This is a genomic window from Propionibacterium cyclohexanicum (assembly GCF_900111365.1).
GTDB lineage: Bacteria > Actinomycetota > Actinomycetes > Propionibacteriales > Propionibacteriaceae > Propionibacterium > Propionibacterium cyclohexanicum.
Genome location: NZ_FOGZ01000001.1, coordinates 241118 through 261630, shown reverse-complemented (window position 1 = coordinate 261630; position 20513 = coordinate 241118). Strand labels below are relative to the sequence as shown.

General features: G+C 66.8%; 18 protein-coding genes. 4 read left to right on the top strand and 14 right to left on the bottom strand.

The window, feature by feature from the left end; genetic code table 11:
* The 10 genes from BMX93_RS13030 to BMX93_RS01190 form a co-directional block, all read right to left on the bottom strand.
* On the bottom strand, positions 1–255 hold a 255-nt coding region (locus BMX93_RS13030), incomplete at its 3' end, for a hypothetical protein (protein WP_218139164.1).
* A 257-nt stretch (positions 256–512) separates the two neighbouring features.
* The gene (gene tyrS / locus BMX93_RS01230) at positions 513–1781 is read right to left on the bottom strand and encodes a tyrosine--tRNA ligase (protein WP_091966825.1); all 1269 of its coding nucleotides are present in this window, start codon (positions 1779–1781) and stop codon (positions 513–515) included.
* 38 nt (positions 1782–1819) lie between these two features.
* Positions 1820–3238, bottom strand: a complete 1419-nt coding sequence (argH, locus tag BMX93_RS01225) for an argininosuccinate lyase (protein ID WP_091966823.1) — start codon at positions 3236–3238, stop codon at positions 1820–1822.
* Positions 3239–3240: 2 nt separating this feature from the next.
* On the bottom strand, positions 3241–3789 hold the full coding sequence (locus BMX93_RS01220; protein ID WP_091966821.1) for an arginine repressor: 549 nt from the start codon (positions 3787–3789) through the stop codon (positions 3241–3243).
* A gap of 31 nt (positions 3790–3820) precedes the next feature.
* Positions 3821–5101 (bottom strand): acetylornithine transaminase, encoded by a 1281-nt coding sequence (locus BMX93_RS01215; protein ID WP_281245629.1) that lies wholly within the window; start codon positions 5099–5101, stop codon positions 3821–3823.
* Positions 5098–6006, bottom strand: a complete 909-nt coding sequence (gene argB / locus BMX93_RS01210; protein WP_091966818.1) for an acetylglutamate kinase — start codon at positions 6004–6006, stop codon at positions 5098–5100. The genes BMX93_RS01215 and argB overlap by 4 nt, the downstream gene beginning before the upstream one ends.
* Positions 6003–7154: a bifunctional glutamate N-acetyltransferase/amino-acid acetyltransferase ArgJ gene (gene argJ, locus BMX93_RS01205; RefSeq protein WP_091966816.1), complete on the bottom strand. Its 1152-nt coding sequence runs from the start codon at positions 7152–7154 to the stop codon at positions 6003–6005. Before argJ ends, argB begins: the two co-directional genes overlap by 4 nt.
* Entirely contained in the window at positions 7151–8182 is a 1032-nt protein-coding gene (gene argC / locus BMX93_RS01200) for an N-acetyl-gamma-glutamyl-phosphate reductase (RefSeq protein WP_091966814.1), read from the bottom strand. The genes argJ and argC overlap by 4 nt, the downstream gene beginning before the upstream one ends.
* A gap of 129 nt (positions 8183–8311) precedes the next feature.
* On the bottom strand, positions 8312–9880 hold the full coding sequence (locus tag BMX93_RS01195; RefSeq protein ID WP_091966812.1) for a DHA2 family efflux MFS transporter permease subunit: 1569 nt from the start codon (positions 9878–9880) through the stop codon (positions 8312–8314).
* Entirely contained in the window at positions 9877–10500 is a 624-nt protein-coding gene (locus BMX93_RS01190; RefSeq protein ID WP_091966811.1) for a PadR family transcriptional regulator, read from the bottom strand. Before BMX93_RS01190 ends, BMX93_RS01195 begins: the two co-directional genes overlap by 4 nt.
* 283 nt (positions 10501–10783) lie before the next feature.
* Here BMX93_RS01190 and BMX93_RS01185 point away from each other — a divergent pair, with 283 nt between their 5' ends.
* The 4 genes from BMX93_RS01185 to BMX93_RS01170 all read left to right on the top strand — a co-directional run bounded on the left by BMX93_RS01185 (position 10784) and on the right by BMX93_RS01170 (position 15666).
* A complete protein-coding gene (locus tag BMX93_RS01185; protein ID WP_091966808.1) occupies positions 10784–11998 on the top strand; it encodes a pyridoxal phosphate-dependent aminotransferase in 1215 nt (404 codons plus the stop codon).
* 299 nt (positions 11999–12297) lie between these two features.
* Positions 12298–13305 (top strand): glycoside hydrolase family 43 protein, encoded by a 1008-nt coding sequence (locus BMX93_RS01180; RefSeq protein WP_091966806.1) that lies wholly within the window; start codon positions 12298–12300, stop codon positions 13303–13305.
* Complete coding sequence (locus BMX93_RS01175) at positions 13305–14582, top strand: oligosaccharide MFS transporter (RefSeq protein WP_091966804.1); 1278 nt, start codon at positions 13305–13307, stop codon at positions 14580–14582. The genes BMX93_RS01180 and BMX93_RS01175 overlap by 1 nt, the downstream gene beginning before the upstream one ends.
* Positions 14583–14586: 4 nt before the next feature.
* A complete protein-coding gene (locus BMX93_RS01170; RefSeq protein WP_091966802.1) occupies positions 14587–15666 on the top strand; it encodes a LacI family DNA-binding transcriptional regulator in 1080 nt (359 codons plus the stop codon).
* 135 nt (positions 15667–15801) lie between these two features.
* On the opposite strand, the gene pheT is transcribed toward BMX93_RS01170, so the two are convergent.
* From pheT to BMX93_RS01155, 4 genes are all read right to left on the bottom strand, one after another.
* Complete coding sequence (gene pheT / locus BMX93_RS01165) at positions 15802–18330, bottom strand: phenylalanine--tRNA ligase subunit beta (RefSeq protein ID WP_091966801.1); 2529 nt, start codon at positions 18328–18330, stop codon at positions 15802–15804.
* A complete protein-coding gene (gene pheS, locus BMX93_RS01160) occupies positions 18327–19421 on the bottom strand; it encodes a phenylalanine--tRNA ligase subunit alpha (protein WP_091966799.1) in 1095 nt (364 codons plus the stop codon). The genes pheT and pheS overlap by 4 nt, the downstream gene beginning before the upstream one ends.
* A gap of 142 nt (positions 19422–19563) precedes the next feature.
* On the bottom strand, positions 19564–19686 hold the full coding sequence (locus BMX93_RS13385; protein WP_281245628.1) for a hypothetical protein: 123 nt from the start codon (positions 19684–19686) through the stop codon (positions 19564–19566).
* 2 nt (positions 19687–19688) lie between these two features.
* A complete protein-coding gene (locus BMX93_RS01155; protein ID WP_091966797.1) occupies positions 19689–20513 on the bottom strand; it encodes a TrmH family RNA methyltransferase in 825 nt (274 codons plus the stop codon).

The following is a 20513-nucleotide window of genomic DNA, read 5'->3' as shown; positions in this document are numbered from 1 at the left end:
ACAACAAGCCCGGAACAACAACCACACACTAACACAAACCAGCAAACCAACCAAACCCAAAAGCCCAGCCAGCCCACCAAAACAACCAACCAAACAATACCAGAAACAACCCCCCACAACAAAACCAGAAGACCATTCCCGATATCCCAATCGATTACCAGAAACCAGCTGCTCGCCACCGATAATCGATAATTCAGTTGTCAACCTGCCTTGCGGCAGCTCATCAATAGTAGAGACCTCGTTGACTCGCGTCAAGTCGGTGCTGCCACCTGCTCTTCGAGATCACTTCACCGGCCCGAGAGCCGATGCAGTACTTCCCAATGAGCACTTCCCAATGAGCACCTCCGGATGACCGGAGGCAGCGCTTCCCAAGTGTCAGACCAGCCCTCCCGGTGCCCTTGCGACCACCGTTGTGACCTGCCTGCCCCTCAGGGGGCGAGAAAGAACAGTACACGGTGCGCCACGACCTTGCAAGTCGGGCCCTGCGACAGTCGCCCTCGCCCGCGAGGGCGTCACCGGTTGACGCGCACTGCCCCAATGGTGTGCTTGCCGCGCCGAAGGACCGCGTACCGGCCGGCCAGCAGGTCTTCGGGTTCAATCGTCTGGTCGATGTCGGTCACCTTCACATTGTTGAGATAGGCGCCGCCCTCTTCGATGGCCCTGCGCGCAGCGGACTTGCTTGCCACGACCCCGCTGGCCACCAGGGCCGAGACAACAGCAGGCCCGTGCCCGTCGGTGGGGTCGATCTCGACTGCCTTGATCTCGGCCATGACAGCGGCCAGTGTCGGCTCGTCGAGTCGGGCCAGCTCGGCAGAGCCGAACACCGCCCGGGCCGCCTCCTCGGCATGCCGACGAGCGATCTCGCCGTGCACGAGATCGGTGACGTCGTCGGCCAGCGCATGCTGGGCTGCCCGGCGGTGCGGACTGCTCAGCGTCTGCTGTTCCAGGTCCATGATCTCCTCACGGGAGCGGAAGCTCATCGCCTTGAGATATTCGATCACCTTGGAGTCCTCGGCGTTGAGGAAGAACTGGTGCAGGGCGTAGGCCGAGGTCATGGCCGGGTCGAGCCAGACACCGCCCCCCTCGGTCTTGCCGAACTTCGTGCCATCGGATTTGAGCAGCAGCGGGGTGGCCAGGGCGTGGACGTGCTCACCGCTCGCCCGGCGAACGAGCTCGACCCCGGCGGTGATATTGCCCCACTGGTCCGAACCTCCGGTCTGCAACCGGCAGCCATAGCGCCGGAAGAGCTCGAGGTAGTCCATGGACTGCAGCAGGACGTAGCTGAACTCGGTGAAGGAGATCCCCGACTCCAGTCGGCTCTTGACGATCTCGCGATCGAGCATCCGGTTGACCGGGAAGTACTTGCCGATGTCACGCAGGAAGTCGATGGCCGAGATCGAACTGGCCCAGTCCAGATTGTTGACCATCCGTGCGGCGTTCTCCCCCTCGAAGCTCACGAACTGCGAGCTCTGCTCGCGCAGCCTCGACACCCACCCGGCAACGACCTCCTTCGAGTTCATCACCCGCTCACCGCTGGCCTTGGGATCGCCGATCAGCCCCGTGGCTCCTCCGACGAGAATGAGTGGCCGGTGACCCGCAGCCTGGAGACGACGCGCCGTGAGCAGTTGGACGAGATGACCGATGTGCAGGCTGGGCCCGGTGGGATCGAAGCCCACATAGAAGGTGACCGGGCCCTCGTCGAGCTGCGCTTCGAGCGCCCTCGGATCGGTCGAATTGGCCAGCAGGCCACGCCAGGTCAGGTCCTCAAGCAGTGCATTCACCCGGCCATGCTATCGAGACCCCCCGGGCCGGCGCCCGCTCAGTCCAGTGCCCAGCTGCGGGCGGCGGACACCAGGGCATCGAGTTCGCTGAGCTGGGCGGCCACCTGCACCGGTGCTGTCCCGCCCCGGGCATTGCGGGAAGCCACCGAGCCTTCCACGGTGAGCACCTCGCGCACCTGCGGACGCAGCGCCGGGTCGATCTGGTTGAGCTGGTCGTCATCCAGCTCGTCAAGGCCGAGCCCGTGCGCCTCGCAGTAGCGCACGGCACGTCCGGTGATGTCGTGGGCGCTGGCGAACGGCACCCCCTGCCGCACCAGCCAGTCAGCCATATCGGTCGCCAGGGAGAAGCCAAGCGGAGCGGCCTGGGCGAGCCGTTCCTCGTCGAAGGTGAGCGTCGCGACCAGGCCGGCCACCGCCGGCAGCAGCACATGGAGCTGGTCGACCCCGTCGAACAGCGGCTCCTTGTCCTCCTGCAGATCCCGGTCGTAGGCGGTGGGCAGCCCCTTGAAGGTGGCGAGCAGCCCGGCAAGATTACCGATGAGGCGTCCGGCCTTGCCGCGCGCAAGCTCGGCGACGTCGGGATTCTTCTTCTGTGGCATGATGCTCGAGCCGGTGCTCCATGCATCGTCAAGTTTCGCAAAGCCGAACTCCGGCGTTGTCCAGACGATGACGTCCTCGCTCAGCCGCGACAGGTCCACACCGATCTGGGCCAGCACATAGGCAGCCTCGCTGATGAGATCGCGGGCCGAGGTGCCGTCGATCGAGTTGGCGACACTGGCCTGGAAGCCCAGATCGTGGGCGACCTGCTCGGGATCTTGGCCCAGCGAGCTGCCCGCCAGCGCTGCCGAGCCATAGGGACTGATCGCCAGTCGGGCGTCCAGATCGCGGAAACGCTCGATATCGCGGGTCAGTGGCCAGGCATGGGCCAGCAGCTGGTGAGCCAGCAGAACCGGCTGGGCACTCTGCATATGGGTGCGTCCGGGCATGATGGCACTCGGATAACGACGGGCCCTGTTCTGCAGGGCCACGACGACCCCGAGCAGGTCGACAGTGAGCGCGCGGATCTCACGGCGCAGCCAGCGACGGATGAGCGTGGCGATCTGGTCATTGCGGCTGCGGCCGGCCCGCAGTCGGCCACCGAGCTCGGTGCCGACCCGCTCGGTGAGGATGCGCTCCAGGGCGCCGTGCACGTCCTCGTCACCGGGGGCCGGCTGCAGACTGCCGTCGACGATCTCGTCGCCCATCTGGCGCAATGCCTGGGTCATGGTGGCGAGCTCGTCCTCGGTGAGCAGTCCGGCTCGATGCAGCGCCGCGGCGTGCGCGAGTGAGCCGGCGATGTCGTCGGGCGCCAGTCTCCAGTCGAACTGGGTGGAGACACTGAGCGCGAACATCGCGTCAGCGGGCCCTCCGGCGAACCGTCCGCCCCACAAGAAGCCCTGCATGTGGTCCTGGCTCATTGTCAACCTTTCCGCTCACCATCGAAAGTCTCCCCACGCACAGGGGCGCGTCCCGTGCGCGCCATGTCGAGGAAGTACCGTGCCATCTCCTGCCCACCATCGCTGGGGCGGGTGATGACCATCACTGTGTCGTCGCCCGCGATCGTACCGACGACGGCATCCATGGCCACTCGGTCGATGGCTGACGCAAAGTACTGGGCTGCCCCGGGCGGGGTTCGCAGCACCGCCAGATTGGCCGAGGCATCTGCACCGATGAGGACCTCGGCGCAGATCCTGGCCAGCCGCTGTTCGTTTGCAGAGCGGTCGGCACTGCCCTCGCTGCCCGGCGGGGCGTAGACGAGCATGCCCGAGGCGGCCCGGACCCGGACCGCGCCGATGTCGAGCAGGTCCTTGCTCAACGTGCCCTGGCTGACGCTGATTCCCTCCAGGGCGAGCAGGTCCGCCAACTCGGCTTGCGAGCCGATCTCGCGGCCCTGGATGAGCTCAAGGATGCGGGACTGACGCACCATCCGTGAGGAGCTGGGGCGATCGGGGGCGCTCCGCGATGTCATGACAGGCTCCTTGCCGCCCTGCGCCCGCAGCTCAGGACTGCGCCCGGGCCCGGTCGAGCAGGCTCGGGAGCACCGCCACGAAGGCGTCGAGCTGTTCGGCGGTGATGATGAGCGGCGGCGCGATGCGCAGCACTCCAGGTCGGGGCGCATTGATGATCCATCCGGCCTCCAGCGCCAGATCGGCCACCGCCACCCCCACGGGATCGCGTAGCACGATGCCGCGCAGAAGGCCCTGACCGCGCACACCGGAGATCCGGGGATCGCCCAGCGCCATGACCGATCGGGCCAGGTGCTCGCCCAGCTGCCGGACATGGCTGAGCAGATCGTGGTCGGCCATGTAACCCAGCACTGCCAGCCCCGCGGCGCAGGCCACCGGATTTCCGCCGAAGGTGGTGCCGTGCTGCCCCGGGCCGAACAGTTCCGCTGCCTCGTTGAGCGCTATGCAGGCGCCGATCGGATATCCGTTGCCCAGGCCCTTGGCAACCGTGATGACATCGGGAACGATCCCGAGGCGCTGGTGAGCGAACCATTCGCCGCAGCGGCCCAGGCCGGTCTGCACCTCGTCGATCCACAACAGCGCGCCATAGCGGCCAGTGATCTCGCGGGCAGCCGGCAGATAGGAATCAGGCGGCTCCACGACCCCGTTCTCACCTTGGATCGGCTCCATGACTACCGCCGCGACGGTCTCGTCGACTGCATTGGCCAAGGCGCCGGCATCGCCATAGGGAACCCAGACGATCTCGCCGGGCAATGGCTCGAAGGGCGCCCGATAGTGCTCATTGGAGGTGATCGCCAGGGCGCCCATCGTGCGGCCGTGGAAGGAACCCTGCATCGCGACGATCTTGCCACGCCCAGTGAGTCGGCTGAGCTTGAAGGCCGCCTCGTTGGCTTCGGTGCCGGAGTTCGCGAAGAACACCCGAGCGGGGGTGTGCGCAGGGGCCAGCCGGGTGGCCAGATCCAGCAGCTTCTCCCCGAGCGCGATCTGGGTGGGTGAGGCGAACAGATTCGAGATGTGGCCCAGTGTGCCGAGTTGCTCGGTGATGGCCTGGGTGACCACCGGGTTGGCGTGGCCGAGGGCATGGACGGCAAGTCCGGCGAGCAGATCGGTGTAGTGATTGCCGTCGGCATCCCACACGTCCGCACCCTGTCCCCTCACGAGCACCCGGCGCGGCGGCCCGAAGGTGTTCATGAGTGTGTGCGCATAGCGCTCGCCCCACTGCTCCTGGCTGGCGTCCTGCTGGGCGCCGGTGGGTTCCGATGCCCCGGCGGCGGGTCCAGCTGCCCGGGTGGAGTGGATGGTGTCCTGATTCACTGGTGGTCCTTCCCGTCACCGCGCACCATGGTGCCGATGCCGTCATTGGTGAAGATCTCGAGCAACAGGGAGTGCTTCACGCGCCCATCGATGACGGTGGCGCGGCTGACCCCCTCGCGCACCGCGCGCAGGCAGGCCTCCATCTTGGGGCGCATGCCCGATTCGAGCTGGGGAAGCATCTCCTCGAGCTCGGCGGGGCTGATCTGCGTGATCACTTCCTCGCTGGTGGGCCAGTCGGCATACAGGCCGGCCACGTCGGTGAGCATGACGAGGCGTTCGGCGTGCAGCGCGACAGCCAGGGCAGCAGCAGCCGTGTCGGCGTTGACATTGAAGACCTCCTCGTGCTCGCCGGGCGCAACGGTGGCGACGACGGGAATACGCCCTGCATCGATGAGATCGCGGACCGACTCCGGCCGGACCTCCGTCACCTCACCCACCTGTCCGAGCGTGAGGGGCTTGCCGTCGACGAGCATCGTCTTGGGACGTGCCGTGAACAGCCTGGCGTCCTCGCCGGAGATGCCGACAGCGAAGGGGCCGTGATCGTTGATGAGGTTGACCAGCTCGCGTCCGACCTGGCCGACGAGCACCATCCGGACGACGTCCATTGCCTCCTTGGAGGTGACGCGCAGACCTCCGCGGAACTCGCTGCGAATGTCGAGACGCTTGAGCATCCTCGTGATCTGCGGGCCTCCACCATGCACGACAACGGGTTTCACTCCGCAGCGGCGCAGGAAGACCATGTCCTGGGCAAAGGCATGCTTGAGCTCATCGTTGACCATCGCATTGCCGCCGTATTTGATGACGACGATCTGCCCGGCGTACTGCTCCAACCAGGGCAGGGCCTCGATGAGAGTGGCGGCCTTGGTGATCGCTGCCTCGTGATCGATGCTTCGCACCCGGCTCACGAGGAGTACTCCGCATTCTCTTTGACATAGCCGTAGGTGAGATCGTTGGTCCACATCACGGCCTGCTCGGTACCGGCGTGCAGATCGACGACGACGGTGCACTCGCGCCCGGAGAGGTCAACCAGCGAGCGGTCCTCGCCGATTCCCCCGTGGCGGAAGACCATCACCCCGTTGAAACTCACGTCGAGCGACTCGGGTTCGAACGCGGCCCCGGTGGTTCCCACCGCCGACAGCACGCGGCCCCAATTGGGGTCCTTTCCGAAGACCGCGCACTTGAACAGATTGCTGCGGGCAATGGCCCGTCCCACCTCCAGGGCGTCCGCCTCGCTCGCGGCACCCTGGACGGCGATCGTGATGTCGTGGGCGCTGCCCTCCGCGTCGCCGAGCAGCTGGTGGCCAAGGTTGAGGCAGACCTCGGCCAGGCCGGCGGTGAACTCCTTGGTGTCCACCTGCACACCCGAGGCCCCCGAGCTCAGCAGCAGGACGGTGTCGTTGGTGGACATACAGCCGTCCGAGTCGAGCCGGTCAAAGCTCACCGCGGTGGCCGCACGCAGGGCAGTGTCTGCCTGTTCGGCGCTCAACACGGCGTCGGTGGTGATGACGACGAGCATGGTTGCCAGCGCTGGCGCAAGCATCCCCGCGCCTTTGGCCATCCCACCGATCGACCATCCACCGCCGGTGAAGCTGGCGGTCTTGGGGCGCGTGTCGGTGGTCATGATGGCCCTCGCGGCATGAGCTCCGCCGTCCTCACTGAGCTCGGTGACCGCGCGATCGACACCGCCCAACAGCTTGTCCATCGGCAGGCGGACGCCGATGAGGCCGGTGGAGCCCACCGCCACCTCGGCGGGAGTGACGCCCAGGCGTTGTGCGACGCGCGCGGCGGTGGTGGCGGTATCGGCCAGCCCGGGCTCACCTGTGCACGCATTCGCGCCACCCGAGTTGAGCACCACGGCTGCGAGTGTGTGGTCTTCGAGCGCTCGGCGCGACCACACGACCGGCGCGGCACACACCCGGTTCGAGGTGAACACGCCGGATGCGACGAACTGGGGGCCGTCATTGACGACGAGTGCCAGGTCGGGATTGCCGCTGGCCTTGAGCCCGGCGGACACTCCCGCGGCGCGGAATCCCTTGGCAGTGGTGACACTCACGGTGCAACTCCGATCAGCGGCAGGCCGGTGGTCTCCGGCAGCCCCAATGCAAGATTCATGGATTGGATGGCGCTGCCGGCCGTGCCTTTCGTGAGATTGTCCAGGGTGCACACGGCGACGAGCCGGCCCGCCTGCGGGTCGAGCGTGGCGTTGACGCTCACCGCATTGGACCCGAGCACCGATTTGCTGGCAGGCCATACGCCCTCGGGCAGCACGTGGACGAAGGGTTCGCCCCGGTAGCTGTCGAGATAGGCCTCACGAATCTGCCCGGCGCTCACCGAGGCATCGACTGGGGCGGTGACGACTGCCAGGATTCCGCGCGGCATCGGCGCGAGCATCGGGGTGAAACTGATGCTCGGCTGCCGCGCACCCAGTGCCTCGAAGTTCTGGAGCATCTCGGGAATGTGCCGGTGAACTCCTCCCACACCATAGGCGCTCATCCCACCGGCCGTCTCGCTACCGAGGAGATGCTGCGTGGCAGCACGGCCGGCACCGCTGGTCCCCGAGCCGCCCACGGCCGTGACGTCATGCCCGTCCACCAGGCCATGGACCAGCGCGGGCGCCAGGGCCAAGGTGACTGTGGCCACCCAGCAGCCCGGCGCGGCGATCCGGTGGGCACCGGTCAGTTTCTCGCGCTGGCCGGGCAGCTCGGGCAGGCCGTAGGGCCACGCTCCGGCGTACGGACTGTGGTAGAAGCGCTCCCAGCGCGAGGCGTCGGTGAGCCGGTGATCGGCACCGCAGTCGATGACCAGGGCATCGGGGGGCAGCTGCTCGGCAAGCTCACCCGATGCCCCGTGTGGCAGGGCGAGAAAGATGACGTCGTGGCCGGCAAGGTTCTGTGGCGTGGTCTCGGCGACCGTCCGGTCGGCGAGCGGCCACAGGTTGGGATGCGAATCCCCGAGTCGCGATCCGGCGCTGGAGCCGGCAGTGAGGGCGCCGATCTCGATCTCGGGATGGTCGAGGAGCAGGCGCAGCGCCTCTCCCCCGGCGTAGCCGGTGCATCCGGCTACTGCGGCAGTGAACGACATAGGCATAAGTATGCCCCTCTTCGCATAATTATGCGAAACCTGACCCTGCGCGCCATCGCCCCGCCGACCCTCCTGCGCCTCTCGGCCGAGACAACCGGCGTCCTCTCGGTCGAGAGGAACGGCGTTCCCCTAGCCGACCGGATCGGCTGTCCGGGTGAGCGTCGTTACCTTCTCGCCGGCAGCCGGGACCGACTCGTCCCATCCGGCGGCGGAGTCCGGATCGTGGCGGCGCAGGAAGAGCACCGCGATGATGCCAGCCATGAGCACCGCTGCCGGGAGGAGCATGGCCTGGGCCATCGCGGTGGAGAAGCCGGGCGCGATCGCGGCCGGCAGTCTCCCCGACCCGAAACCGCTGCTCGAAGTCCCCGAGCCAGGCAGGTTCGCTTCCAGACGTGACTGCATGAAGGTGGCAATGGCGGCCGATCCGAGCACCGATCCGATGGTGCGCGTCGTGTTGTAGATCCCGGCCCCGGCGCCGGCCTGACGGGGTGCGAGGCTTCGGGTGGCGGTCGTGGCCAGCGGTCCCCACATTCCGGCGTTTCCTATTCCGGTGAGCAGCGAGGGTGCCAGGAAGGCCCATACCGGCACATCGCTGTTCATGAGAGCGGCGTACCAGAAGATTGCCGCCGAGCTGAGGAACAGTCCCGGAATGAGCAGCACACGCGGGTCCACCCGGTCGAGCAGCTTGCCGGCGAGCGGAGAGAGAACTCCCGCGGCAACGGCCATCGGCACCTGGAGCAGAGCCGCCTGGGTGGGATCGAGTCCCCGAGCGAGCTGGAGGAAGAACATATAGGGCAACGACATGCTCGTCACGGCGAATCCGACGGTCGTGACGCCGATATTCGAGAAGGCGAAGTTGCGGTCGCGAAACAGCCCGAGCGGCACGAGCGCCTCGCTGGTCGTCCGGGCCTGCTGCCAGACGAACAGAGCCAGAACCACGACGCCGGCGATGATGAGACCCCATACCGAGATGGGCCCCCAGATGGTGCCCCACTTGTAGGTTTCGCCCTCCTGGAGTCCGAAGACGATGAGGAACAGGGCGATGGCGCTGAGTATGACGCCGAGGACATCGAAGCGATGGGTGTGCTGCTCGAGCTGGGGAACGAAGATCGCCGCCAACACGAAGCCGGCGATTCCGACCGGGACGTTGACGAAGAAGATCCACTCCCAGCCGGCACCGTCGATGAGCAGGCCGCCGGCCAGCGGTCCGACCAGCATCGCGACACCGGAGGTGGCGCCCCACAGCCCCATGGCGCCACCTCGCCGGTCGGGCGGGAAGGTCCGGGTAATAATCGCCATCGTCTGGGGCGCCATGAGCGCAGCGCCGACTCCCTGAACAGCGCGCATGGCGACGAGCATGCCAAGGCTGCCCGACAGTCCGCAGCAGAAGGAGGCAAGCGTGAAGATCGCCAGGCCGGTGAGGTAGACATTCTTCGGACCGAAGCGATCGCCGAGGCGACCTGTGATGAGCAGCGGAACGGCGTAGGCCAGCAGATAGGCACTGGTGACCCACACCACATTGTCGAGATTGCTCGTGGAGGGATCGAGAGCAGCCTTGATGGCGGGATTGGCGACCGAGACGATCGTCGTGTCGACCAGGATCATGAAGAAGCCGATGATCATGGCCCACAGCGCGGGCCACGGGCTGCGGGAGGCCGAGTGCGCCGTGGTGCCCGCGGCGGCGGTGGTGTCGCTCATATCTGGACAGCCTTTCGTTGTTCGAGATAGTCGTGTGAGTCGGGGCGCTTCCAGGCGTCCCAGATGAACGAGTCCTGGTCAAGTTGTTCGATGATGTCGTCGAGCCACGACAATTCCGTGTCGAGATGACGCTGTTCGCGATCGATCTCGATGAGGAACTGCTCGGCTACTCCCTGGGCCCGGGCCCGGGCAAGGCCGTCGCTTCGGAGTCGTCGTTCTCCGGTGATGGCCGCGCGACGGGTCTCCAGGCAATCGATGACCTGACTGCGCGGCAAGTTGTGTGCCTCGGACAAGGCCACCCGGAACTCGACGAGACGATCCGTCCTCGCCAGCTCGCGGCCGACCCAGTCCATCGCCGCGTCGTGGCCTTGACGGGTAAGCGTATAGGTCGTCCGCTCAGGGCGCTTGCCCTCGCGGTCCACGCCCACCTCGGTCACCAGCCCAGCCGCCTCCAAGCGGGCCACGGTGTGGTAAACGGTGCCGTTCGTGATGGGCACGAGCCGGTCCTTGTGCCGTTCCAGCATGACGCGCTTCATCTCGTAGGGGTGCATGTCGTTCTCGTCGAGAAGCGCCAGCAGGATGACGCCCAGCGGCGTGAGGCGATCGGCAGGGTCTCTCAATCGTCCGCCTTTCTCCGTTCCACGTTATGGTCCGCGTGAATTAGTCTACGTAAACTATAACACTCCGTGGCCAGGACCCATTTCTCCGCCGCAATCGGCATGCCGCAGTCGGGACGGCATGCCAGCCATCACCGCAGCCAGGACGGCATGCCAGCCATCACCGCAGCCAGGACGACATGCCAGCCATCACCGCAGCCGGGACGGCATGCCAGCCCACGCCGCAGCCGGGACGGCATGCGGGCCAACGGCTAGTCTGGCCCGCAGCGGCAACGAGAGGCGGACGATGAATCACTACAGCCAGGCGTCGCGCTTGCAGGGCGTGCACTACGACGTGCGCGGCAAGAACATGGTCGAGGCCCAGCGGATGGAGTCGGCAGGCCAGCAGATCCTCAAACTGAACATCGGCAATCTCGCGCCCTTCGGTTTCGAGACGCCGGAATCAGTGGTGCGCAGCATGATCGCTCACCTGCGCGAGTCAGAGGGCTACTCGGACTCGCGCGGGGTCTATTCGGCCCGAACGGCGGTGGCGAACTATTACCAGACAAAGGGCCTGGACGTCGACGTGGACCAGGTGCTGCTGGGCAACGGGGTCAGCGAGCTCATCTCGATCGTCCTGCAGGCCATGCTCGACACCGACGACGAGGTGCTCATCCCGGCGCCCGATTATCCCCTGTGGACGGCGCAGACGACGCTGTGCGGCGGCCGAGCCGTGCACTATCTGTGCGACGAGAGCAATGGCTGGAATCCCGACCCGCACGACATCGAATCGCGGATCACCGAGCGCACCCGCGCCATCGTGCTCATCAACCCGAACAACCCCACTGGGGCGGTCTACGAGGCGCAGGTGGTGCGGCAGGTCGTCGAGCTTGCTCGCGCTCATGGGCTCATCGTGCTGGCCGACGAGATCTACGAGAAGATCATCTACCGCGGTCAGCACACCTATGCTGCTGAGGAGGCCGGCGAGGACGTGCTGTGCCTGACCTTCTCGGGCCTGTCCAAGGCCTATCGGGCCTGCGGCTTCCGAGCGGGCTGGATGGTGGTCACCGGGCCGCTCGGCAAGGCAGACGATCTGCGCGAGGGCATCCAGCTGCTCGCCAATATGCGGATGTGCGCGAATGTGCCGGCCCAGCACGCCATCCAGACCTGTCTGGGCGGCTATCAGTCGATCGACGATCTGGTGGCACCCGGCGGCCGCTTCCACGAACAGATCGAGCTGGCCGCGAGCATGCTCAACGAGATCGAGGGGGTCAGCTGCGTACCGGCCAGCGGCGCGCTCTATCTGTTCCCCCGCCTCGACCCGCAGCGCTTCCCGATCACTGACGACGAGGACTGGGCGCTGGGTCTGCTCAAACGCAAGAAGATCCTCATCAGTCATGGACGCGGATTCAACTGGCCGGATCCCGACCACTTCCGGCTCGTCGCGCTACCCGAGGAGAAGATGTTGCGCGAGGCACTGGGGCGCATAGCGGAGTACTGCGAGGAGACGCGAGTGGGTTGAGCGCAGGCGAGGAGACTTCCTCCGTCCACTCGACCCACTTGATCGACACGACTCAGTCACCTGGCCGTGCAGAGGGTCACCGGCAAACCTGCGTGCCCTGTCCGTAGCGCTCCGCTGGGCGGACGCTGCTGTGTCCGAACTGAGACCGGTCACAGTTTCAGTTGAAATACGGTTGCGCAGATCCCCGCATTACGCCTAACGTTTCCTGTAACCGCATTCAGGTTGACTCGGAGGCATCGTTGCCGACGATTCGTTCCGGTACAAGGGTTCACACGCGGAGCAAGGGGGCTCAGGTCATCGTGACCGACTACATCAATCCACTCGTGCTGCAACGCGCCGATCCGTTCGTCCTCAGGGACGATCGGGCGGACGGCGTGCAGTACTACTTCACAGGGTCATATCCCAGATATGACCGGATCACACTGAGACGAGCAGCGCGTCTCGACGCTCTTCAAGCGGCGCCGGAGAAGACCATCTGGCGCGCTCACTCCTCGGGTCCGCTCAGCCACCTCATCTGGGCCCCCGAGCTGCACCGCGTCGCAGGCACGTGGACTGTCTACTTCGCCGCCGCTCCGGACACAAAGATCAGCGACGACACGTTCAACCACCGCATCTACTGCCTGCAGTGCGAGGACGATGACCCGCTGACAGGCACATGGATCGAACGGGGCCTTGTAGACACCGGCGACACGTTCAGCCTGGACGCGACGACCTTCACGCGCGATGGAGTCCAGTACCTCGTCTGGGCCCAACAGGACCTGGCGATCGAGGGGCACTCGAACATCTACATCGCCCGGATGTCGAACCCCTGGACCCTGGCCGACCGGCCGTCCTTGCTGAGCCATCCAGAGCTCGACTGGGAGAGGGTGCGCTTCGCCGTCAACGAGGGTCCCGCCGTCCTCATCCACGACAACCGAATCTTCCTCACCTACTCCGCCAGCGGCACTGGCCCCGAGTACGCGGTCGGCCTGCTGCGGGCAGATCTGCGTGCCGACCTCGAGGATCCGAACTCGTGGACCAAGTCTGCACAGCCCATCTTCAAGAGCGCCCCGGACGCCCACCAGTACGGCCCTGGCCACAACTCGTTCACAACGTCCGAGAACGGGGCCGATGACCTCATCGTCTATCACGCCCGCAACTACACCGAAATCGTGGGCGACCCGCTCTTCGACCCCAACCGTCATGCCCGCATCGGGCGCGTGACCTGGGACGAACAGGGTTCCCCCCAGTTCGGGCGACCCGCGCCCGACACACGCTGGACACCTACGAGCACTGAGATCATCACCGGCAAGGGGGCCGAGATCTGATGAACACTCTGAAGCGACCGGTTTTCTGGAACTTCGGGCTGCTGTACTTCTTCTACTTCGCCACCTGGCAGCTGTCCGCGACGTTCCTGCCCATGTGGCTGCAGGACGTGGCCCACATCAACGCCACGAACATCGGTCTGCTCAACACCGTCGCTGCCCTCGCGGCGCTCGTCCTGCAACCAGTCTTCGGCCCGCTGCAGGACAGACTCGGGTTGCGCAAGCAGCTCTTCTACTTCGTCACCGTATGCATTCTCTTCGCGGGGCCGCTGTTCAACTGGGTGTTTCTGCCCATCCTGCGCAGCAATGCCGTGCTCGGAGCCGTCGTCGCCGGCGTCTATCTGAGCCTGTGCCTCAACGGCGGCGTCGGAATCGTAGAGGCCTACAACGAGCGTTCGTCGCGCGCCTACCGATTCGAGTACGGGCACGCACGCCTGTTCGGCTCCCTGGCCGGTGCCACTGCCTCCTTCGTCGGCGGCTTCATGTTCACTTCCGGCCAGTCTTCGATCTTCTGGGCAATGACGTTCTGCGGCGGCATGCTGATCGCGCTCATCAGCCTCGTCCACGTCCCGCGCGACGCCGTCGAGCGCGCCGAGGGAGTCGCTGAGGTGCACAGCGCCCAAGAGAGCGTGGAAGTGACGAAGGAGGACTTCGCGGCGAACACCTGGCGAAACCGCAGCTTCTGGGGCTTCGCGATACTGATCATCGGCTCGGCGACCATGTACGACGTCTTCGACCAACAGTTCGCCAACTACTTCTCCGGGCACTTCGTGGACCAGGGCATGGGGACCCTCGCCCAGGGCGAGGCCTTGTTCTCGCGTGTGGTCTCCGTGCAGATTCTACTCGAGGCGCTGTTCATGATCGTCATGCCGTGGTTCATCAACAAGATCGGCGCCAAACGCGGCCTGGTCATCTACGGCACGATCCTCTTCGTCCGCGTCCTGGGCTGTGCCTTCATCCCCAACGTGTACATGCTCGTGTTCTGGCGCCTGCTCGCATCGCTCGAGATGCCCTTCATGCTGATCTCGGTCATGAAGTACATCACCTCGGTCTTCGACAAGAAAGTCTCAGCGACCGTCTACATGTACGGCTTCGGCACAGCCAAGCAGATCGGCGTCTCGATCTTCTCCCTGGGAATGGGTGCCCTGTACACGTCGTTGGGCTTCCGGCACGCATATCTGATCCTGGCCATCGCGATCGCCGTTCTCGTGAGCGGAGGGGCCCTGCTCATGCGCTCCGACCGAGTGCGCCCGCCAGTCGAGAGCGTCGCCGTAGTCTGAAACCATGAGCACCCAGCCCGAGAGGCACCGGCCGACCATCCGCGATGTGGCAACGGCGGCCGGAGTCTCTCGAGCGACGGTCTCCCGCGTCCTCAATGGCGGGCACTGGGTCAGCCCGGAGGCCGCCGGCCGTGTCCAGGCGGCGGTGCGCGAGACCGGCTACGTGGCCAACGTCCACGCGCGTGGCCTCGCCATGGGCCGGGCGAACTCGGTCGCATTTCTCCTCGGGGAGCCGCAGCGGCTCCTGTTCGAAGACCCGAACTTCGCGACACTGTTGCGCTCCGTGGCCGACGAGCTCGGCCGTCGAAGGCTGTCGTTCATCCTCATGACCACCGACAATCCCCAGGAAGAAGCTCGCAACCTCGCTTACCTGCAGGCGGGTCACGCGGACGGCGTCCTGCTGGTCTCCTGGCACGCGGGTGCCGCACGCCTGATCCGCTCGCTCGTCGCAGCACAGGTGCCCACAGTCGTCGCCGAGCAGCCGCCGCGCAGGAGTGCCGGCGTCGGCTATGTGCACGTGGACGACTTCGAAAGCGCTCGAATGGCCGCCCAGTGCCTCGTAAGCGCCGGCGCCCAGCGCATCGCGATGATCGCCGGGCCCAAAGGGCCGTCCGGCACGGGCGACCGGATCGCCGGATTCCTCGATGTCGTCGGGCAGGACTACGACCGAGGCCTCATCGTCCACGGCGACTACTCATCGGCGAGCGGAGAGGACGCCGCGCAGCGCCTTCTCGACGATCCCCGGTACAGCCGCCCGAACGGGAGGCCTGCGGTCGACGGCATCTTTGCCAGCTCGGATGCCATGGCCGCCGGGGCCCTCAAGGTCATCCGCGAGCGCGGGTGGCTCGTTCCTGACGACATCCAGCTCATCGGTTTCGACGACTCACCCTTCGCAACGATCACGGACCCGCCACTCACGACGATCCGCCAGCCCTTCGAGGAGATCGGGCGCCGTATGGTCGTCCAGCTCGTCGACATGATCGACGGGGGCCCGTGCGTCGGCACCGTGCTCACGACGACGCTCGTCGAGCGCGGGTCGACCAGAGCGCAAGCATCAGTGGTTCCTGCCACTTCTGTCGAGTAGGGCTCCGACAAGCCCAATCGGGCACGCAGGGCCCGCCACACCACTATGCAGGGTGCCCCGGCTCTGCCGCCCGATTGTGGTCGCAGCCGGCTTCGCCACCACTAGCCCGCTCCGCTACCAGCTCGGCACGGTGACCTAGGCCTGGCGCAGCACCGCCCCGAAGCGCTCCTCGACGGCGCTGACCGCGGCATCGCGCACCTGCGTGGCTTCCGCACCGGTCAGTGTCCGTTCTGGGTGGCGCATCCGCAGGTTGTAGGCCAGCGATTTCTTGCCCTGGCCGACCTGCGGTCCGGTGTACACATCGAAGAGACTCACCGATTCGAGCAGTGTCCCGCCGCCTGCCACCAGGGTCTGCTCGACTTCGCCTGCCGCCACATCGGCATCGACGATGAGCGCCACGTCCTCCTTGGTCAGCGGGAAGGGCGAGAGGGCGACGACCTCGCCGGAACGCGGTGCCGAGTCGATGAGCAGATCGAGGTCGAGCTCGACGGCGCAGGTGCGAGGCGCCAGTCCGAAGGCTTCGATGACCGTGGGATGGAGTTCCCCCGCGGCGCCGATGTGTACGAGCTCCCCCTGCGCGTCGCGAACCGACAACCGCGCGCAGCGACCTGGATGCCATGGCGCGATGGCAGCCGCCGAGCGCACCAGCTCGGCCCCCAGCGTCTCGGCAGCCGTCTGGGCCACCAGGACGGCATGAGTCCAGTCGGCCGCAACTGCCGGACCACGCCAGCTGGCGGCCAACCACTGGCCGCTGACCAGTGCCGCGAGCATCCGCGGCTGATCCGGCAGCGACTCGTCGAGCGCCGCGATCTGCTCGGCGCCGGGGCGGTGCGAGACCGGCGGCATCGGGGCCGCCCCGGCCTGCCTGGCCCAGAACACCGAACCCTGCTCAAACAGTGCAAGGTCGTCTTGGCTACGGGAGGAGTTGCGGGATGCGGCAGCGAACAGTCCCGGCAGCAGGCTTGTGCGCAAGAAGGGCTGGGTGTCGGCAAGCGGATTGGCCAATCTCACCAGGCGGCGCAGCTCACAGTCCTGCGGCACCCCGAGCCGCTCGATCTCGTCGGCCCCGACGAAGGGCAGCGTGATGACCTCGACGAAGCCAGCTTGGGCGACCGCCTCAACGACGGCCCTCCGGGCTCGCTGCTCGCGGTTCAGTCCCGAGCCGGGCAGCGCCCGCGGGAGCTGGGGCTCGATGACGTCGAGGCCGAGCTTGCGTCCGATCTCCTCGACATAGTCATAGGGGTCGACCAGATCGGTGCGCCAGCTGGGCGGAACCAGGTGCAGGCGGTCCCCGCGCTTCGTGACGTTGACGCCGGATGCGGTGAGCACCGCAGCGACCCGCGATGCGTCCACCCTGGCGCCCAGGATGCGCGCGGGCAAGTTCGCATCGATGACCTGGCTCGGTGCGATGGGCACCGCTCCGGCGACAGTCGCGCCGTCGGCGATCTGCCCACCGGCCAGCTCGGCGAGCAGCCGTGCCGCCATCCGGGCCGCGGCGCAGGGCACGCCGGGGTCGACATCGCGCTCGAAGCGTTTGGAGGCCTCGCTGGGCAGCTTGTGGTGTCGGTAGCTGCGCCCGGTGGTGCCCGGTGCGAAGTGCGCGGCCTCGATGACGATGCTCGTCGTCGCCTCGGTCACCTCGGTGGTCTCGCCGCCCATGACGCCGGCCAGCCCGATCGGGCCGGAATCGTCGGCGATGACGAGATCCTCGGCGCGCAGTTCGCGGCGCACCCCGTCGAGGGTGGTCAGTGTCTCACCGGGTGCCGCCTTGCGCACCACGATGGGACCGAGCAGCTTGTCCTCGTCGTAGGCGTGCAAGGGCTGGCCCGACTCGAGCATCACGTAGTTGGTGATGTCCACCGGCAGATTGATCGAACGCATCCCGCTGGCCGCGAGCCGGTGACGCATCCAGCTGGGCGTGGGCGCCGTCGAGTCGACGTCACGGATCAACAGGTTGACGAACAGCGGGCAGTCGTCGGATTCCACACGCACCCGGTAGGCATCCTGGCATGGCGGGGGCACCTGGCGGGAGTACAGGTCGTTGTACGGCACGTCGAATGCCTGCGCGGCCTCGCGGGCAAGGCCGCGCATCGACAGGCAGTAGCCCATATCGGGTGTCACGTCGATGTCGAGGACCTCGTCGGGGGCCCCGAGCAGCGCCATCGCGTCCGAGCCGAGCCCGGCCCTCGCCGCCTCACCGGGCGGCAGCACGAGAATGCCCTCGTGGTCGGCGCCCAGCCCCAGCTCGTCCTCGGCACAGATCATGCCGTCGGAGATGTGGCCATAGGTCTTGCGGGCAGAGATCGCGAAATCGCCGGGCAGCACGGCCGGCGGCAGGGCCACGACGACGTAGTCGCCCGCATCGAAGTTGGCGGCACCACAGACGATCCCGCGGGCGCCGGTGATGTCGGGGTTGTGGGAGGACAGATTGTGCTCGGCACCGCAGTCGACGCGACACCAGCGGATGGTCTTGCCGTTGCGCTGGGCTTCCTCGACGAACGACATCACGCGGCCGACCACCACCGGGCCCCGGACCTGATCGCCGAAGGCCTCGACGTGCTCCACCTGCAGGCCGGTGCGGGTGAAGGCATCGGCCACCTGGGCGGTGGTCACCCCATGGGGCAGTTCAACCAGCTCGCGCAGCCAGCTCATCGGCGCCTTCATCGTGCTCCTCCCTGTAGTGACCGGCTGAATCGCACGTCGCCCTCGACGAAGTCGCGCAGATCCGGCGCGTTGTTGCGGAACATCACGGTGCGATCGACACCCATACCGAAGGCGAATCCCGAGTAGACCTCGGTGTCGACCCCAGCTGCCTCTAGCACCCGCGGGTTGACCACCCCGCAGCCGCCCCATTCGATCCAGCCCTCGGACTTGCAGGTACGGCAGGGGCGCTCGGGATTGCCGACCGAGTCCCCGTGGCAGACGAAGCACTGCAGGTCGATCTCGGCGCTGGGTTCGGTGAAAGGGAAATAGTGCGGACGCAGTCGGGTACGGATGTCACCGAACATGGCGACGGCGAGGTGATCGAGCGTGGCCTTGAGGTGGCCCATCGTGATGCCCTTGTCGACGGCCAACCCCTCCAGCTGGTGGAAGACCGGCAGATGAGTGGCGTCGTACTCGTCGGCTCGGAAGACCTTGCCGGGGCTCACGACGTAGACGGGCAGTTCGTGGGACAACAGGGTGCGCATCTGCACCGGACTGGTCTGGGTGCGCATCAGCTTGTGATCGCTGGGCGGATCGACGAACAGGGTGTCCGACATGAACCGCGCCGGATGCTCGGGGGTGAAGTTGAGGGCATCGAAGTTGAGCCACTCCGCCTCCAGTTCGGGTCCCTCGGCCACCTCCCAGCCCATCGCCACGAAGACATCGCACATCTGGTTGATGAGCGCCGTGAGGGGGTGCACGGCTCCCACCGGGTGCTCGCGCACCGGAAGCGTGACATCGACGGATTCGGCCTGCAGCTTCGCATCGAGCTCCACCTGGGCAAGCTGCGCAGCCTTGGCGGTGAGCGCCTCATTGACGCGGCTGCGCGCCGTGCCGATGAGCTTGCCGGCTTCCTTGCGCAACTGGGGTGCCAGGGCACCGATCTGGCGATTGGCCAGCGCCAGGGGCGACCGGTCGGCGGCGTGCTCGGCGCGCACCTGTTTCAGCTGTGCGGAATCCGTGGCGGCGGCGATGGCGCGCAGTGCGGCCTCGACCATGGATTCGACCTGTGCCGCGTCAAGCGGCTCGCTCGGACTGTCTGGCCCTGACATGGGCTCCCCTCGTGCATCTTTCGTTGTCCACGCCGATCCTGGTGGACGGTGGACGGACCTGCCCCAGTCTAGGAGCACAGCCCCCCCTGCTGGCTGCCAGGCCCGTGTGCGGCGAACCCGGCGGGACCGTTGGCTGAGGGAATCAGCGCTGCCCGCGGAAGCGGCCGCTGGCCTCGCGACGGGCGGCACGGCCACCCAACCAGGCGAGCAGTCCTGCTGCCACAGCGGCGGCGAGGATGAGGACGACGATCACCGTCTCGGCCATCCTCAGCGTCCGGTCCTGTGTTGGGCGCTCGCGGTGGCATAGAGGCAGATCGCCGCAGCGGTCGACAGATTGAGGCTCTCGGCGCGTCCCCACATCGGTACCGCCACCACCTGGTCAGCAAGGGCGATCTCCTCGGATGGCAGACCCCAGGCCTCATTGCCCATGAGCCAGGCGACCGGTGCGTCGAGGCCGCCGCCGGCGCCGAACTCGTCCAGGGCCGAGCCCGAGGCGTCGGCGGCCAGCACCCTCATCGCGTGCCGGTGGGCCCAGGCGATCGCGTCCACCAGCGGCATGCCAGTGACGATCGGCAGGTGGAAGATGCTGCCGACCGAGGCCCGCACCGTCTTGGGGTTCGTGATGTCGACCGAACCCTGGGTGAGGACCACGAGATCGGCCCCGAATGCGTCGGCGCAGCGTACGACGGTCCCGGCATTGCCGGGATCACGCACCTGGGCGCAGATCACCACCAGCCGGGGTGCCGTGATCTTCGAGAGCTCGGCCGGGCGCCAGCGGCAGACGGCGATGATGCCCTGGCTCGTCACGGTGTCGCTCAGCGCGCCCATCACTTCGCGCGGGGCGCGGGTCACCTCGATCTGCGCAGAGAGCGCATGGGCGACCAGTTCCGCGTGCGAGACGGGATCGTCGACGATGAGGCGGATGACGTCGCCGGGGCGGTCGAGCGCCTCGCGGACCGCCTGGACGCCCTCGACGAGAAACTGCCCTGTCTCGGCGCGCGCCTTGCGCTGCGCGAGACGACGAGCCGAACGCAACGCGCCCTTACCGAGGGGGGGCACGGCGTCCGGCTCGTCGAATCGGTCCAGCACCAT

What these genes read in the sequence shown, in the direction of transcription:
- pheT (WP_091966801.1), bottom strand. Translation starts at nt 18,330, where the DNA reads ATGAAGGCGCCGATGAGCTGGCTGCGCGAGCTGGTTGAACTGCCCCAT.
- pheS (WP_091966799.1), bottom strand. Translation starts at nt 19,421, where the DNA reads ATGTCAGGGCCAGACAGTCCGAGCGAGCCGCTTGACGCGGCACAGGTC.
- BMX93_RS01175 (WP_091966804.1), top strand. Translation starts at nt 13,305, where the DNA reads ATGAACACTCTGAAGCGACCGGTTTTCTGGAACTTCGGGCTGCTGTAC.
- BMX93_RS13385 (WP_281245628.1), bottom strand. Translation starts at nt 19,686, where the DNA reads ATGGCCGAGACGGTGATCGTCGTCCTCATCCTCGCCGCCGCTGTGGCA.
- argH (WP_091966823.1), bottom strand. Translation starts at nt 3,238, where the DNA reads ATGAGCCAGGACCACATGCAGGGCTTCTTGTGGGGCGGACGGTTCGCC.
- BMX93_RS01185 (WP_091966808.1), top strand. Translation starts at nt 10,784, where the DNA reads ATGAATCACTACAGCCAGGCGTCGCGCTTGCAGGGCGTGCACTACGAC.
- BMX93_RS01195 (WP_091966812.1), bottom strand. Translation starts at nt 9,880, where the DNA reads ATGAGCGACACCACCGCCGCCGCGGGCACCACGGCGCACTCGGCCTCC.
- BMX93_RS01155 (WP_091966797.1), bottom strand. Translation starts at nt 20,513, where the DNA reads ATGGTGCTGGACCGATTCGACGAGCCGGACGCCGTGCCCCCCCTCGGT.
- BMX93_RS01170 (WP_091966802.1), top strand. Translation starts at nt 14,587, where the DNA reads ATGAGCACCCAGCCCGAGAGGCACCGGCCGACCATCCGCGATGTGGCA.
- BMX93_RS01220 (WP_091966821.1), bottom strand. Translation starts at nt 3,789, where the DNA reads ATGACATCGCGGAGCGCCCCCGATCGCCCCAGCTCCTCACGGATGGTG.
- argC (WP_091966814.1), bottom strand. Translation starts at nt 8,182, where the DNA reads ATGTCGTTCACTGCCGCAGTAGCCGGATGCACCGGCTACGCCGGGGGA.